At 63.2% G+C, this 15,237-nt stretch carries 11 protein-coding genes; 9 read left to right on the top strand and 2 right to left on the bottom strand.

Annotated elements, in window-relative coordinates; genetic code table 11:
- Positions 1-93: 93 nt before the first annotated feature.
- Positions 94-1,650 (bottom strand): lytic transglycosylase domain-containing protein, encoded by a 1,557-nt coding sequence (locus ACFOMF_RS06065; RefSeq protein WP_386362304.1) that lies wholly within the window; start codon positions 1,648-1,650, stop codon positions 94-96.
- A gap of 95 nt (positions 1,651-1,745) precedes the next feature.
- On the bottom strand, positions 1,746-2,528 hold the full coding sequence (gloB, locus tag ACFOMF_RS06060; protein WP_386362302.1) for a hydroxyacylglutathione hydrolase: 783 nt from the start codon (positions 2,526-2,528) through the stop codon (positions 1,746-1,748).
- A 96-nt stretch (positions 2,529-2,624) separates the two neighbouring features.
- Here gloB and ACFOMF_RS06055 point away from each other — a divergent pair, with 96 nt between their 5' ends.
- From ACFOMF_RS06055 to nahK, 9 genes are all read left to right on the top strand, one after another.
- On the top strand, positions 2,625-3,377 hold the full coding sequence (locus ACFOMF_RS06055; protein ID WP_386362299.1) for a methyltransferase domain-containing protein: 753 nt from the start codon (positions 2,625-2,627) through the stop codon (positions 3,375-3,377).
- A 10-nt stretch (positions 3,378-3,387) separates the two neighbouring features.
- Positions 3,388-3,846: a ribonuclease HI gene (rnhA, locus tag ACFOMF_RS06050; RefSeq protein WP_386362296.1), complete on the top strand. Its 459-nt coding sequence runs from the start codon at positions 3,388-3,390 to the stop codon at positions 3,844-3,846.
- Between the two features lie 51 nt (positions 3,847-3,897).
- Positions 3,898-4,629 (top strand): DNA polymerase III subunit epsilon, encoded by a 732-nt coding sequence (gene dnaQ, locus ACFOMF_RS06045; RefSeq protein ID WP_386362294.1) that lies wholly within the window; start codon positions 3,898-3,900, stop codon positions 4,627-4,629.
- A gap of 336 nt (positions 4,630-4,965) precedes the next feature.
- Positions 4,966-6,642 (top strand): ferrous iron transporter B, encoded by a 1,677-nt coding sequence (locus ACFOMF_RS06040; protein ID WP_386362291.1) that lies wholly within the window; start codon positions 4,966-4,968, stop codon positions 6,640-6,642.
- Entirely contained in the window at positions 6,639-7,469 is an 831-nt protein-coding gene (gene nudC, locus ACFOMF_RS06035) for an NAD(+) diphosphatase (RefSeq protein WP_386362734.1), read from the top strand. Before ACFOMF_RS06040 ends, nudC begins: the two co-directional genes overlap by 4 nt.
- Before the next feature lie 74 nt (positions 7,470-7,543).
- Positions 7,544-9,889: a pyrroloquinoline quinone biosynthesis protein PqqF gene (gene pqqF / locus ACFOMF_RS06030; protein ID WP_386362289.1), complete on the top strand. Its 2,346-nt coding sequence runs from the start codon at positions 7,544-7,546 to the stop codon at positions 9,887-9,889.
- Positions 9,890-10,078: 189 nt separating this feature from the next.
- Entirely contained in the window at positions 10,079-11,272 is a 1,194-nt protein-coding gene (locus ACFOMF_RS06025; protein ID WP_386362286.1) for a porin, read from the top strand.
- A 214-nt stretch (positions 11,273-11,486) separates the two neighbouring features.
- The gene (gene nosP, locus ACFOMF_RS06020) at positions 11,487-12,614 is read left to right on the top strand and encodes a nitric oxide-sensing protein NosP (protein WP_386362731.1); all 1,128 of its coding nucleotides are present in this window, start codon (positions 11,487-11,489) and stop codon (positions 12,612-12,614) included.
- Positions 12,544-15,186: a hybrid sensor histidine kinase/response regulator NahK/ErcS' gene (nahK, locus tag ACFOMF_RS06015; RefSeq protein ID WP_386362283.1), complete on the top strand. Its 2,643-nt coding sequence runs from the start codon at positions 12,544-12,546 to the stop codon at positions 15,184-15,186. The genes nosP and nahK overlap by 71 nt, the downstream gene beginning before the upstream one ends.
- Positions 15,187-15,237 lie beyond the last annotated feature (51 nt).

Below are 15,237 nucleotides of genomic sequence, written 5' to 3'. Positions count from 1 at the left end.
GCCCGACGTGACGGGCTTTCGGTCTGGCCCGCTACAGTAACAGCTTGTCTGGGATGGCAAAAGTCCAACCCCGACGGAGCGGCAGGCCCGGTGTCAGCGGGGCAGGTAGAGCGTCAGTGTCTGGCCGGGCCGAAGCGCCTTGTTGTCCGGGTTCCACTGCTGCAGCGCGGTGAGCTGGACACCGAAACGTTTGGCAATCAGATACAGCGAGTCGCCCTTTTTTACCCTGTAGAAGGTGGCCGCGTCGCGGTTCTTGCTCGACTGCGCCTGGCTGGAGGCTGGTCCCTGCACCAGCAGCCTCTGGCCAACCCGCAGGCTGCTGCCGGACAGGTTGTTCCAGCGCTGCAGGTCCTGCACGGCGACCTTGTTGGCGCGGGCAATATCCCAGAGGCTGTCGCCGCGCTTGACTCGGTAGCTCTGCGGCACCGCAGAAGTGCGTGCGACCGCCTGTCGCAGCTGCTGCTGCGGTTCGACCGCGTCAGTAATCGGCAGGGTCAGCATCTGGCCGATCTTCAACTGGTTCGAGCGAAGCCGGTTGAGGTCCTTGATGCCCTGGACGCTCAGCTGATGCCGGCTGGCGATGGCGCCGAGCGTGTCGCCGGGGCGCACCCTGTACTGTTGCCAGTCGACCAGATCCTGATCCGTCATGCCGGCAAGGCCTGCGCTCAGTAGCTCAGCCTTTTCCGCAGGGACGAGCAAATGCTTGGGGCCGTCGAGGGTGATGCGCCGGGTAAACGCGGGATTCAGACGATAGAGCTCGTCCTCGTCGAGGTCGGCCAGCTTCGCCACGCGGGCCAGGTCCAGCCGCTGTTTGACCGAGACCACCTCGAAGTAAGGCTCGTCGGCCACTGGGCTGAGGTCGATGTCGTAGAGCTCAGGGGTCTTGACCAGTTGCGACAGCGCCAGCAGCTTGGGTACGTAATTGCGGGTTTCCTGTGGCAGCGAGAGATTCCAGTAGTCGGTCGGCAAGCCGAGCCGCTGGTTGCGCTCGATGGCGCGGCTGACAGTGCCTTCGCCTGCGTTGTAGGCGGCCAGGGCCAACAGCCAGTCGCCGTTGAACAGGCCCTGCAGGTAATCCAGGTAACGCAATGCCGCATCGGTGGAGGCGGTGATATCACGACGGCCATCGTACCAGCTGGTCTGGCGCAGGTTGAAGTGTAGGCCGGTAGAGGGAATGAACTGCCAGAGCCCGACCGCGTGCGCCCGTGAGTAGGCGAAGGGGTCATAGCTGCTTTCGATGACGGGCAGCAGCGCCAGCTCGAGAGGCATGTCGCGCTCTTCGAGCCGCTCGACGATGTAGTGGATATAAGGACCGCTACGCTCGCTGGATATCTCGACGGATTTGGCCTGGCTGGCCAACAGCAAGCGCTGTTGCTCGATACGCGGATGACTGTCAACGAGGTCTTCGAGCAGGAAGCCGGCCCGTATGCGATCCCAGATATCCTGGTGAACGAGCGCTGCGGGTGTTTCGGTGATCCAGCTGATATCGGGTTCGAAGCGGGGCTTGAGCTCGAGGCGTGGCGTCGTCCGTTCGACGTCAAGGCTGGCGTTGCTCTGGCATCCCGCCAGGATGATGCAGAGCGAAAGAGCGAGACCCCTGCCCAGCGTAATAGTGGCTGGAAAGGAGCAATCTCGAGGGGCCGGCGGCATTGGCAGTGTTCCCCTTAGCTGAAAATGGGGGCGATTCTAGGAACGCCTCTCCATGAGGGTCAAGCGCAGGGGTTCGTTTTGTAACCCACGTCGCGTTACTGGAAGCGGTCCTTCCAGGCGCGAATCGCGGCAAAAACCGCCTCGGGGGAGCTCTGATCGGCCAGCAGGCCTTGCGCGGCCGCGGCGGCGCGTACGTCTGGCTGGTCCACCCGCAGGAAGGGGTTGGTGCGAAATTCGAGCGCCAGATGAGAGGGCAGGGTGACCTGATCATCGGCGCGCAGTTCGTCGACCTGACGGCAGCGGGCGGCGATCTCGGGATTGCCAGGCTCCACTGCCTGGGCAAAGCGCAGGTTGCTCTGGGTATATTCGTGAGTGCAGTAGACGAGGGTTTCGGCAGGAAGGGCGGCAAGGCGCTGCAGGGAGCGATGCATCTGCGCGGCGGTGCCTTCGAACAGCCGGCCGCAACCGGCGGCGAACAATGTGTCGCCACTGAGTAGCCAGGGGTGTTCCTCGCCGCAGAAGTAGGCGATATGACCAGCGGTGTGGCCCGGCACTTCAATGGCCTGCAACGAGCGGCCCAGTACGCTCAGCGTCTGCCCGTCGCTTAGCGCCAGATCGCGCTCGGGGATCTCTTCCCCCGCCGGGCCCGCGACCCGTGCGCCGGTTGCGGCCTTGAGTAGGGGGACGCCGCCCACGTGATCGGCATGATGATGTGTGATCAGAATATCGCTGAGGGTCCATTCGTGGTGTGCTTCCAGCCAGGCCATGACTGGAGCGGCATCCCCGGGGTCGACTGCCGCACACTGGCGGGAGCCTTCGTCCTGGATCAGCCAGATGTAGTTGTCGGAGAACGCGCGGAGGGGCTCGATTCTAAGCATGTCGTCGGGTCGCCAAGTGGAACATAAAGATGCATGCTACAGCTTAGACGATTACTGGACCGCCAGCGTCGAGCGAGGCGGCAAGGAGTGAAAGTCATGTCCGTCGAAAGATCCGACGAACGCTGGATGGATCTGGTGCAAGAGGCAAGCCTCTGGTTCCAGACGCCGCTCGGCCAGCAATTGCTCGCCAAGGAGCGGGTAGTCATCGATCAGGAGCTTGGCCGCTGCTTCGGCAGTTTCCTGGTGCACTACGCGCCTTTTGTCGACTCGCCCATCGAGCCGAAGCAACTGGGCCGCTGCGTCCGTCTCGGCCCCCCGCTGGCTGGGATGGATATCCACTGTGAAGAACAGGCCTGGCCGCTCTCCGAGCATGCGGCCGACGCCATTGTCTTGCAGCATGCGCTGGACTTCAGTCTTTCTCCCCATGCGCTGTTGCGCGAGGCGGCCCGCAGTGTCCGCCCGGGCGGTCATCTGGTCATCGTCGGGATCAATCCCTGGAGTCTCTGGGGAGTGCGCAGTGCGTTCTCCCGGACCACGCTGCGGGACGCTGCCTGCATTCGTCCGTCGCGGGTAGGCGACTGGCTCAACCTGCTGGGTTTCGCTATGGAGAAACGCCGATACGGGTGTTATTGTCCGCCGCTTTCTTCGCCGCGCTGGCAGGAGCGTCTGGCACGGATGGAAGGCGTCGGGCAGCGGCTGCAATTGCCCTCCGGTGGCTTCTATGTGCTGGTGGCGCGCAAACTGATGGTCGGCCTGCGGCCATTGCGCAAGCCTCGTCGCGAGCGTATGGGCAAGCTGATCCCCATGCCGGTCGCGAAGGTCAGCCGACGGGACGCCGAGAACAAGTGAACAGGGCAGCATGAGCGAAAGCGAGCAAGTAGAGATCTACACCGACGGCGCTTGCAAGGGCAATCCAGGGCCCGGCGGCTGGGGCGCCTTGCTGGTCTGCAAGGGCCAGGAAAAGGAGCTCTGGGGGGGCGAGGCGGACACCACCAACAACCGCATGGAGCTGACCGCGGCCATCCGTGCGCTGGAGGCGTTGAAGCGTCCGTGCCAGGTGCGCCTGGTCACCGATTCCCAGTACGTCATGAAAGGCATCACCGAATGGATGAAGAACTGGCGAAAGCGCGGCTGGATGACGGCGGCGCGCCAGCCGGTGAAGAATGCCGATCTCTGGCGCCAGCTCGACGAGCAGGTCCAGCGGCATGCAGTGAGCTGGGAGTGGGTTCGCGGGCACAACGGGCACCCGGGGAATGAACGTGCCGACCTGCTGGCCAACCGGGGCATTGTCCAGGCCAAGCGTGAACCGGCCATCTGATCAGGTCAGCCTGGCGATCGAAGGGGTCGCCGTCATGGGGTAAGCAAAGCAATGCGCAGTGTAGTACTGGATACCGAAACCACGGGCATGCCGGTCGGTGACGGCCACCGTGTCATCGAGATTGGTTGTGTCGAATTGCAGGGACGTCGCCTGACCGGGCGACACTTCCATGTCTATCTGCAGCCGGACCGCGAGGTGGACGAAGGCGCCATCGCGGTCCACGGCATCACCAACGAATTTCTGCAGGACAAGCCGCGGTTTGCCGACGTGGCCGATGAGTTTTACGAGTTCATCAAGGATGCTCAGCTGATCATCCATAACGCGGCGTTCGATATCGGCTTTCTGAACAATGAATTCGGCCTCATCGGCCAGCGTGGCCGCAGTGAGCTGTCCGAGCACTGCAGTATCCTCGATACCCTGCTGATGGCGCGCGAGCGGCATCCTGGCCAGCGAAACAGTCTGGATGCGCTGTGCAAGCGTTATGGCGTCGATAATTCCGGTCGCGACCTCCACGGCGCTCTGCTTGACGCGGAGATTCTTGCCGACGTCTTCCTGGCGATGACCGGTGGGCAGACCAACCTGTCGCTGGCGGGGGAAGGCACCGAGGCCGGTGGCACCGGGCGGACGCTGCCAAGTCCGATCCGCCGGCTGCCGTCCGGGCGAGTCCACGCCAGGGTCATTCGTGCCACTGACGAAGAACTGGCCGCCCACGCGGCGCGTCTGGCGGCCATCGAGAAGTCGGCTGGGGCCACGCCGCTCTGGCTGCAGCTAGAGAGTTCCTGACCCCGCCTATCCTTTGAGTGAGCGCTTGGCTTCCCGCTCGAAGCCGGTTTCAGGACCAGTCGCCTTGGATATCCTTCGATCCCGTGGGCTGCTTCACAGCTATCGGATCGACTTTCCGTCGCTGCTTGTTATATTTGCTGCACAGCCGGCAGCGGCCCACCGGCCGAAGACAGGCTGGGAAAATGCCTGGAGAGGACATCCATAGGCGGTCGTTTCGATTCCGCTATTCGGCCGCCCGCGCTGCATGGACACGAAACGTCGCACTCTAAAGCCAACTGAAATCGGAATTCGCCGACTGATGCAGCAATTCAACGTAGCGCGGAAGGCGCGTTAGGCATGGTCACCGGAGCCAATTCGCTGAGTCTGGTGCGCGACGAATTGTTCGCCACCATCGCCGAGGCCGAACAGAGCCTCGAACATTTCATCGTCGACCGTAACAACGGAAGCCTGCTGCAGCAGGCGGTCGAATCCTTCCATCAGGTGCGTGGCACGCTCAATCTCATCGAGCTGGTTGGGGCCGAGTTGCTGGCGCAGGAAATGCTCACGCTGGCGACCGACATCCCGGTGGCGGCGGGCGAGGACCGCGACGCTCAATTGAGCGCGTTGAACAACGCGCTATATATCCTCCGTCATTACCTCGAAAGCGTGGATGCCAGTCGGCAGGAAATTCCCGAGCTGCTGCTTTCCGGCATCAACGGGCTGCGCAAGGTCTCCGATCAGGCGCCGCTTGCGGAGAGTTTCTTCTTCAGTGTGCGTCTGGATCTGCCTCGCCCGACGACCGCGGCCGCTTCGGTCGAGTCACTCGAAGCGGAAAGTCGGCGGCTGCGCCACATGTACCAGGCTGGTCTGCTGGGCCTGCTTCGCGGGCAACGGGTGCCGGCAAGCCTGAAGTTCATGAGCCGGGCACTGTCACGGCTCGATGCGCTCTACGCCAACACTGCCGGCGGGCGCCTCTGCTGGATTGGCGCAGCGGCTCTGGAGGCCCATGCTGACGGCCAGCTCCTGCTCCGGCCGTCACGCAAGCAGCTGTATGCACGGCTCGATCGTGAACTCAGGTTGATGTTCACCAGCGCTGAGTATCAGGCACCCCGGGCCATGCTCAAGGAGCTTCTCTACTTCATCGCGCTGGCTGACAGCCGCGGGCCCTTGGCCAGTGAGGTACGCGATACTTTCTCGCTGAGTTCGCTGCCCTTTACCGATCACCTGCTCGAGGAGGAGTCCCAGCGGCTCGCCGGGCCTGGGCAGGCAGTCATGAGGTCGTTGTCGACTGCGATCCAGGAGGAGCTGGCAGGAATCAAGGATCTGCTCGACCTCATCGAGCGCGGCGCTGCGGAGGAAAAGGCCCTGTACAATCTGCACAGCTTGCTTGGCAAGCTGGCCAAGACCCTGGGCATGGTTGGCTTGCCGTCGGCGGCCAATGCCTTGCACGGCCAGCTCAGCGTGGTGTCCAGCTGGAGCGAGCAGAGCAAGCCGGCCCTGGCTGAGCTGCAGAAGCTCGCCGATGTGGTGCTGTACGTCGAAGGGGTGGTGCCTTCGCTCGCCAGCAATGACCGCCGCCGCATGAAGCTGCCGTCCGAGCGGGCGGAGTCGCCGGAGATGACCTTTGCGCAGCACCAGCTCAACGAGGCTCGTATCGTGGTGCTGGACGAGGCTGCGGCGGGCCTGGCGCTGGCGAAACGGGCCATCACCGCCTATATAGAGTCCAACGGCGACAAGTTGCATCTCGCCAACGTGCCTTTCACCCTGCAGGCGGTACGCGGCGGGTTGTGGTTCCTCGGACAGGAGCGCATGGCGAGTCTCATCAACGCCTGCGCCGGCTATATCCAGCAACAGATGATCGAGACCACCCAGGTGCCTTCACAACAGATGCTCGAAACCCTGGCCGATGCGCTGACCAGCCTTGAATACTACCTGGAAGGTGGCAACAGGCTGGAAATGGGAGGGTCGGGCTCCGAAGTACTTGATCTGGCGACTGAAAGCGTGCGGGCGCTCGGCGTGCCGGCGGCTGCCTGATGAGCCGCTGGCAGCCGGCATTGCCAGATGCTCCGGTTGCCGGCGGGCGTGTGCTGGTGTTTGCACGGCAGCGGTTCTTTCTGCGTGGCGACGATATGCTGCATCCTGCGACTGTGTTGCGGGCACTTCCCTTGAGGTCCTGTCAGGTTCTCGGGTATTTCGACGGTGAGCCCATTCAGCTTGCAGAACTGGCCGAGCTGCCTGCTGTGGCGGAGGGTGAGTGGGTTGGCCTTCGACAGTTCATGCGCGATGACATCGATCCGGATCTGTTTCGCCTGCTCTGTTACGGCGCCCAGATAGGCACCTGGCTCGGCCAGCACCGCTTCTGTGGCTCCTGTGGGGGCCCCATGGCTGCGGCGCCGGGGGAACGGGCCATGCGCTGCGAGCGCTGTGATCTTCAGCATTACCCACGTCTTTCGCCCTGCATGATCACGCTGGTGACCCGTGCCGACGAGGTGCTGCTGGCTCGTTCGTCGCGTCATGCGCCGGGCATGTACAGCACCCTCGCAGGTTTCGTCGAGCCCGGCGAAACGGTAGAGCAGTGCGTCGTACGCGAGGTCTTCGAGGAAGTGGGGGTGCAGGTCTCCGAACTGCGCTACATGGGAAGCCAGAACTGGCCGTTTCCCCATGCGCTGATGCTTGGTTTTCACGCCGAATATGTCGGCGGTGAAATCGTGCCGCAGCCGGAGGAGATCGAAGACGCCCGCTGGTTCGCCATTGATCGCTTGCCGGCACTGCCCGGCCGGCGGTCCATCGCCCGCTATCTCATCGACCGTTACGTGGCCGCCCGGCTGGGCGAGCCATTACCGTCAATGCCGGACTGGTAAGCCTGGACCGCGTCTGGACTTGATCATGACGCGGCTAGCGTTGATGCTGGGTGTTCGGTCCGCGAGAGACGACCATGTCCCAGCCGCTCGTTCACCAGCATGCCAATGGCTGCACCCTGCTTGCCGTCCAGTCGCCCGGGGCGTCCCGCGCCGCGCTGGTGGTGCGCGTCGACGCCGGCAGCCACGACGCCCCAACCCATTGGCCGGGACTGGCCCATTTTCTCGAGCACCTGCTGTTTCTCGGTGGTGAAGTCTATCGCGGTCACGAGCGACTGATGCCGTTCGTGCAGGCCTGCGGCGGACAGCTCAACGCCAGCACCGGAGCGCGCCAGACCCACTACTTTTTCGAAGTGCCGATCGACGCTTTCGAGGATGCCGCGGACCGACTGATGGACATGTTGGCTCACCCCCGACTGGCGCTGGACGAGCAGCGGGGCGAGCGCGAGGTGCTGCAAGCCGAGTACCTGGCGCGCTCGGCGGATGCCGTGCAACTCGGTCAGAGCGCTCTATTGACGATGATGGCGCCAAAGCATCCCTGCTCGGGCTTTCATGCCGGGAACCGGGCTACCCTGGCGGTCGAGTCGGCTGAGTTTCAGCAGGCACTGTGTGCGTTTCACACAGATTTCTACCGTGCGCCGCATCTCTGCCTGGCCCTGGCCGGTCCTCAGCCAACGAACCGATTGCTGGCGATGGCCGAACGGTTTGCCAGTCGTCTGGTGCCGGGGAGCGTGCGGCCACGCGAGCTGCCGCCCGGTTTCCCTGTGAGGGGGAAATCGCAGTGGCAGCTTCGCCTGCCGGGTGATTCCACGTGCTTGTGGCTTGGCTTGCGGCTCGAAAGTGCCGAGGCCGGCTTTGACGAGGCTGTCGAGATTCTGCGCGGACAACTCGCCAGCGGCCTGCCGGACGGCTTGCTTGATCGGCTCGTCCAGGCGGGTTGGGTCGAGGATCTGCGGGTGCACATCCCGTACTGCTATGCAGGCCAGGCGATCCTCGGGCTTGAATTTACATTGGTGCGTGGCGAACAGCATGCGGGCGCCGTGCAGCAGGCACTGATCGACTGGTTGAGATTCCTCAGCGACCACATGCCGGAGCTGCTTCCGGCGGAATCCCTACCCCATGGCTGCTCGCCCTCCCAGTTGGCCGATCACTGGCTGAAGCGCTTCGACCGCAAAGCACTGGTGCCGGGAGCGGGCGCGGCGCTGCTCAGGCTGTTGCTGAAGGGCTTTTCTCCGGAACAGGTGTCTGCCCTGCTGGCCTCGCCCAATGCTTCCGGTACGACAACTCAGGTGTGTGGCTTTCCTGCCGAAGTTGCACCCTGGACGGTACCGCCGACCCAGCAGCTGCTGATAATCGAGCGGCTGGCGCACAACCCGCTGCTGCATGCCGCGGGCGCCGCTTCAAGCGGGACATTGCCTTCTGCACTGGTCAGATGGCCCTGGCCGCATGACGGGGCCGCCCTGTACCTGCGCTGGAGCGATCATGCCTGCAAGGAGGCCTGGCAACAGGCTCTCCGCCCACTGGCTGCCGCCGCAGTCGATGCGGGGCTAGCGCTGGACGCCAGGCCTGGCGCCCATGGTTTTGAACTGCGCTGCAGCGGCCCGGATACCTTGCTGCCGCGCCTGGTGCAGCAGATCGGTTTTGCCCTGGCCAAGATCGCACGCCCAGGCAATCCGCAGGTGCGCGAGGAAATGCCTATTCGGCGTCTGATGCGTGCGCTGCCCGACTTCCTGCAGCCCGCTGCGGAGACCGGAGCGTTACGCTGGGATGGCCTGTTGTTGGGGGCGACGCCCGAGGCAGCAGGGCGCCTGGCGGCTGCGATTGCCGAACTGGCGGGTGCGCCGGCGGTCTTGCCCAGAGGTGGCCGTGGTGCCCCTGGGCTCCAGCGGCATCTACTGAGCTGTCGCGGCGAAGACGCCGCACTGTTGCTGTTTTGTCAGGTGCCCGATCAAGAGCCAACCAGCGAAGCGGCGTGGCGAGTGCTGGGCCAGTACTTTCAGCCAGGCTTCTACCAGCGTATGCGCGGCGAATTGCAACTGGGGTACGGCGTGTTCTGTGGCTTCCAGCAGGTCGCAGGACAGGCGGGGCTGGTCTTCGGCATCCAGTCTCCGCACTGCGATGCCGAGGCATTACTGGCGCACGTGCGTCGCTGGCTTGGCGAGCAAAGCTTGGACCTGCCCCGTCTCGCTGCCAACGGATCGGCCTTGGCAGCGCAGCTCGAGCCCATTGCCCTGGGTCGGACCGGCTACGCCGAGCAGCTCTGGCAAGCGCATCTTGCCGGGCTCGACGAGCGCCATCCGGCTCTCGTGCGCGAGGCCCTGGCGAAGCTCGATGCCCATTGCCTGGAGACCAGCCTTGCATCACTGCGCGGGGCCCTGGGTGGGTGGATCGTGCTGGCGACGGGCGGACCAGCGCTCGGTTGAGCCCCTGCGGCCCGGCTCCTACGACTTTCGAGTACATCCTGCTGGCGTAGTGGTATTGCGTCTGTCCTGCCGAGCCGCTTCGCTTGTTCCAAAGCACTGGATAACCGAAGCCATGGGAGCCTGTGGCCCTTGGGCACTAGTTCCAATAATTCCTCCGCCAGGATTCGTCCTTTCATAGCGGAGAGCATGATGAACAACAAGAAGACCGCCACTGCCCGATTTCTGCCCAGGTTGCTTGGGGTTGCGGTAGCCCTGGGGATCAGCCAGCAGGCCGCGGCTGCCATTGTCCTGTATAACCAGGACGACATGACTTTTTCCACCGATGGCTACTTCAACGCCTTCTACGTGAACAGCAAGGTCGACCGCGACGACAACACCTTCGATCGCCGTCAGTCGCGGGTGAAGATGGGCTTTCTGCCGAACTACATCGGCTTCAATTTCGGCAAGACCATGAGCGACATGACGCTCGGCGGTCGCGCCTCGTTCTGGGTCACCATCAACGATGGCGAGCAGAACGGTACCGATACCGCGATCGATGTGCGTCAGTTCTACGGTACCGTTGGCGGCGCCTGGGGTGAGGTGCTGGTGGGTAAGGATTTCGGTCTGTTCTCCCGTTCGAACATCTTCCTCGACGAGATGCTGCCCGGCGTCGGCCACGTCAGCGATACCCTGGGTCTGGTGGACGGCACCGGCGTGTCCTTCGGCAACATCGGCACTGGTTATCCCTATCCGTTTCCGACCGCGCAGATCACCTACCGTAACAACAACCTGGCAGATGGCCTGAAAGTGGCCGTGGGTATCATGGATCCGGTGGACACCAACCAGGTGGCGGATGGTTCGGCCGGGGCCAACAAGGCCTACCAGGACCAGCCGCGTTACGAAGCGGAAGTGAGCTACGAGTTCGATCTGGGCAGCACTCAGCTGTACACCTGGGTCAACGGCGGCTACCAGACCTCTGATAACACCAGCAATCAGGTCGATAGCGTGACCTCCAAGGGCCTCGGCTACGGCGTTCAGGCGAAAATGGGCGGTCTGCGCCTGACCGCTTCCGGCTTCCAGGCCAAGGGCATCAACCCCTTCTTCACCAATAACGCCGGTGAAGCGCTGCTGCGCGAGATCGATAGCGATGGCTATATGCTTCAGGGTTCCTACACCTGGGACAAGAACCGCGTGGCCCTGTCGTACGGCAAGACCGAAGACGACGGCAATGGTCTGGGCACCGCTGCCGACTACGAGACGCGCGGCATCGCCTACTTCCGTACCATCAACGCCAACCTGCAGCTCGTGGCCGAGTACAACCAGTACGAGATTCGCGGGGCCAGCGGTGCTGGCCTGAACGAAGACACCAATACCTTCGCTGTGGGCGCCGTACTTAGCTGGTAAGGGTTTTTACGGTCGGAAGACGGGCAGGGCGCTAAGCTCTGCCCGTTTTTTTTGCCGCACGCACGCTGTGCCAGTAGGACCTAGGCATCGCCCGAGCGGTACTGAAGTAGCATTCCCGCTTGCCGCCGCCGCCCTAGAATGAATGACAAGAGTTGTTTCTCCGGCGGAGCGTGTTGAGGTGCTTGATCAGCAGAACGAGGTGCTTCGCACTGCCATGTCCCATTCGCGGGATGCCGAGACGGTAGCCCAGGATCTCGCGCGACAACTGATTCATCCCCATCTGGGCTTCGTACTGTTTTTCTGTTCGGCCGAGTACGACCTCGAAGCGCTGGGTTATGCGCTCGAACAGTACTTTGGCGGCGTGACGCTGGTGGGATGCACCACCGCCGGCGAGATTACGCCGCAGGGCTACGGCCGTAACTGCGTCAGCGCCATCGGCTTCGATCACCAACACTTCTCAGTGGCCAGTGTGCTGATCGAGGACATGGAGCGCTTCAGCCTGATCGATGCGCAACAGCTGGTGGAGGGCCTGATCAACGATTGCCGAAGCAGTTCGCTGGCACCCATCAAGGATCACAGCTTCGCCCTGACCCTATTCGATGGCCTCTCCAGCCGTGAAGAGGTGGTTCTCGCTGCACTGGGCGCTGCCTTTGGGCGGATCCCTCACTTCGGTGGCTCGGCCGGCGACGACAACTACCTGACTCACACCTACGTCTATCATGGGGGGCGTTTTCACAGCGACGCTGCCGTAGTGGTGCTGATCAACACCTGGCTCGATTTCGAAGTGTTTTCCACCCATCACATCGAGCCGCGGGAGGACAAGCTTGTCGTCACCCAGGCCGACAGTAACGAGCGCCGGGTCTACGAACTCAACGCCGAACCTGCTGCCAAGGCCTACGCCGATCTGGTCGGCGTGCCGGTAGAGGCGCTCGATCATGCGCTGTTCGCGTCCCATCCCCTGGCGGTGCGGATCAACGACCGCTATTACGTGCGCTCCATCCAGAAGGTCAACGACGACCTGAGCCTCACGTTCTACTGCGCTGTGGAAACCGGCATCGTGCTGACCGCCATGCGCCCAGGACCTCTGTTGCCAAATCTGGAAGCCCTATTCGAAGGACTCAACGACCGGCTGGGCGAACCCCTGTTGACCATCGGCTGCGATTGCTTCCTGCGCCGCCTGGAGGGAGACACCGAGGGCTTTGCCGACACCATTTCCGCCTTTCTCCGGGACCACCGGGTGATCGGTTTCAACACCTACGGGGAGCAGTGCAATGGCCTGCATCTCAACCAGACCTTCACCGGAGTCGCCATCGGCCGACCCGGCCGAAGCGTCCGACGCTGAGCTCCGCGCGCGTATCGAAGAACTCGAGCGCGAGAACTACAAGCTCAAGCGTATCAATGGGGCATTGATCGAACGGGTCGAATCGCGGACGGCACCGCCCGATGATGCCTACGCCGCCTTTCAGTATTCGGTGGAGTTGGCCGAGCAGGTGCGTGAGCGCACCGACGCGCTGAATCAGGCGATGGCCGAACTCAAGGCAAGCAATCGCCTGCTGAGCGAGGCGAGGTTGCGCGCGGAAACCGCGCACCAGCACCTGATCGACGCCATCGAGAGCATCTCCGATGCCTTCGTCCTGTTCGACAGCGACCAGCGCATCGTGCTGTTCAACAGCCGCTTCAAGTCGTTCTGGGCGCGCAGTGCCGCACGTATCTCCAGCGGAACCCGGCTGGGCGACATCAAGCGGCTGGCCGAAAGCACCGGGCTGATCGTCGAGGAGCAACGGGGCAGCGACGAGCAGACGCTGTATCGCCTGTACGATGGTCGCTGGATGCAGGTCAGCGAGCGACGGACCCGCGGTGGCGGCCTGGTGATCCTCTACACCGACATCACCGAAGTGAAAAACAGCGAGCTGATCCGCCGGGAGCAGGCCCTGGCGCAGAAGTCGAGCCTCTTGCAGCGGGCCATCGACAACCTTTCCCAAGGCGTCGCCATGGTCAGTGCCGAAGGTTCCCTGGAACTCTGGAACCATCGCTTCCTCGACCTTTGCGGACTGGCGCCGATCGCCGCCCACAGCGGTTTCGCCGATGTCATGGCCGACAGCGAGCTCCCCTTGCTGACGCCCGCCAGCCATGATGCCGATGGCCGCCCGCTGCAGCAGATCGAGCAGCATCTGTACAACGACCGGGTGCTGGAAATCCGTACCCATCCGCTTCCGACCGGTGGGTTCGTCAATACCTTCACCGACATCACCGAACGTTACCAGCACGCTGAAGCCCTGCGCCGCAGCGAACAGTGGATTCGCCTGATCACCGACCATGTGCCGGCGCTGATCGCCTACCTGTCGGCCGATCTGGCGTATGAGTTCACCAACAAGGTCTACGAGGAGTGGTACCACTGGCCGCGCGGTGCGATGCTCGGCCGCAGCCTGCGCGAAGCTCACAGCGACGAGCACTGCCGGCGTCTGCAGCCCTACATCGACCGCGCGCTCGATGGCGAGAGCATCAGCTTCGAGGTCGCGGAAACCAACATGAGCGGGCAGGACCGTTGCATGCTGCGATCCTACGTGCCCAACCGCCGCGAGGACGGGCAGGTGGTGGGAATCTTTGTGCTCATTCGCGATATCACCGAGCGGCGCCGGACCGCCGAGGCCTTGCACCAGGCCTACCAGAATCTTGAGCAGCGCGTGCGCGAGCGTACAGCCGAACTGACTACGTTGAACAACCAACTGCGCCGCGAAATCGATGAGCGCAGCCAGGCCGAAGCGCGTCTGCGCGAGGCCAAGCGCGAAGCGGAACTGGCCAACCTGTCGAAAACCAAGTTTCTCGCCGCCGTCAGTCACGACCTGCTGCAGCCGTTGAATGCGGCGCGCCTGTTCACCAGCGCCATGCTTGAGCAGAACACAACCGACCGGGCAAGCCTTGTGCGTAGCCTGAGCAACTCGCTGGAAGACGTGGAGAACCTCCTAGGGACTCTCGTCGACATTTCCAAGCTCGATGCGGGGGTGATCAAGCCCGAGGTCACCACTTTCGCCGTCAGCGAGCTGATGGACAACCTCTATGCCGAGTACAGCCAGGTGGCGGCCAGCGAGGGGCTGCGGCTGGAGTTCGTCGCTTGCTCGGCGCTGGTACGGACCGATATCCAGCTGTTGGCGAGAATCCTGCGCAACCTGCTGACCAATGCCATTCGCTATACGCCTGGTGGCCGGGTACTGCTGGGCTGCAGGCGTCATCGTCATAGCCTGTCGATCGAAGTCTGGGACACCGGGATCGGCATCCCTGGCGACAAGCTGCAGGAGGTGTTCCAGGAATTCAAGCGAGGCGACCAGCAGCGGCCGCACCAGGATCGCGGGCTCGGGCTGGGGCTGGCCATCGTCGACAAGATCGCCCGGATGCTGGGGCATCGGGTGCGTGTCGCCTCGGTCCCGGGCAAGGGGTCAATGTTCGCCATGGAGGTGCCCTTGACCCGGCGCATGCCCCTGCCGCGCCCTGCTCAGGAAGCACCTCCCTTGACCGAGCGACTAAAAGGTTCGCGGGTCTGGGTGGTGGATAACGATGCGGCCATCTGCGCCGGCATGCGCACCTTGCTCGAAGGCTGGGGCTGCAGTGTAGTGACTGCCCTCAGCGAGGAAGACCTGGCACGTCAGGTGGATAACTTCCATGCCGAGGCCGACCTGCTGGTGGTCGACTATCATCTGGACAATGAGTGCAACGGCGTCGATGTGGTGTCGGCGGTCAATGCGCGACGCGCCACTCCGCTGCCGGCCCTGATGATCACCGCCAACTACAGCAATGAACTCAAGCAGCAACTGCGGGGACTGGGGCATACCCTGATGCACAAGCCTGTTCGCCCAATGAAGCTCAAGACAGCGATGAGCCACTTGCTGGAGCACGATGGAGCTTGCGAAAGTTTCTAGGATATTTCCGTAACTACATGATTTAAAAAAGTATTGCAGCTTTAACTAGAA

Origin of the sequence: Stutzerimonas tarimensis (genome assembly GCF_042648805.1) — a bacterium.
GTDB lineage: Bacteria > Pseudomonadota > Gammaproteobacteria > Pseudomonadales > Pseudomonadaceae > Azomonas > Azomonas tarimensis.
This window is presented reverse-complemented; position numbering and strand designations above follow the sequence as displayed.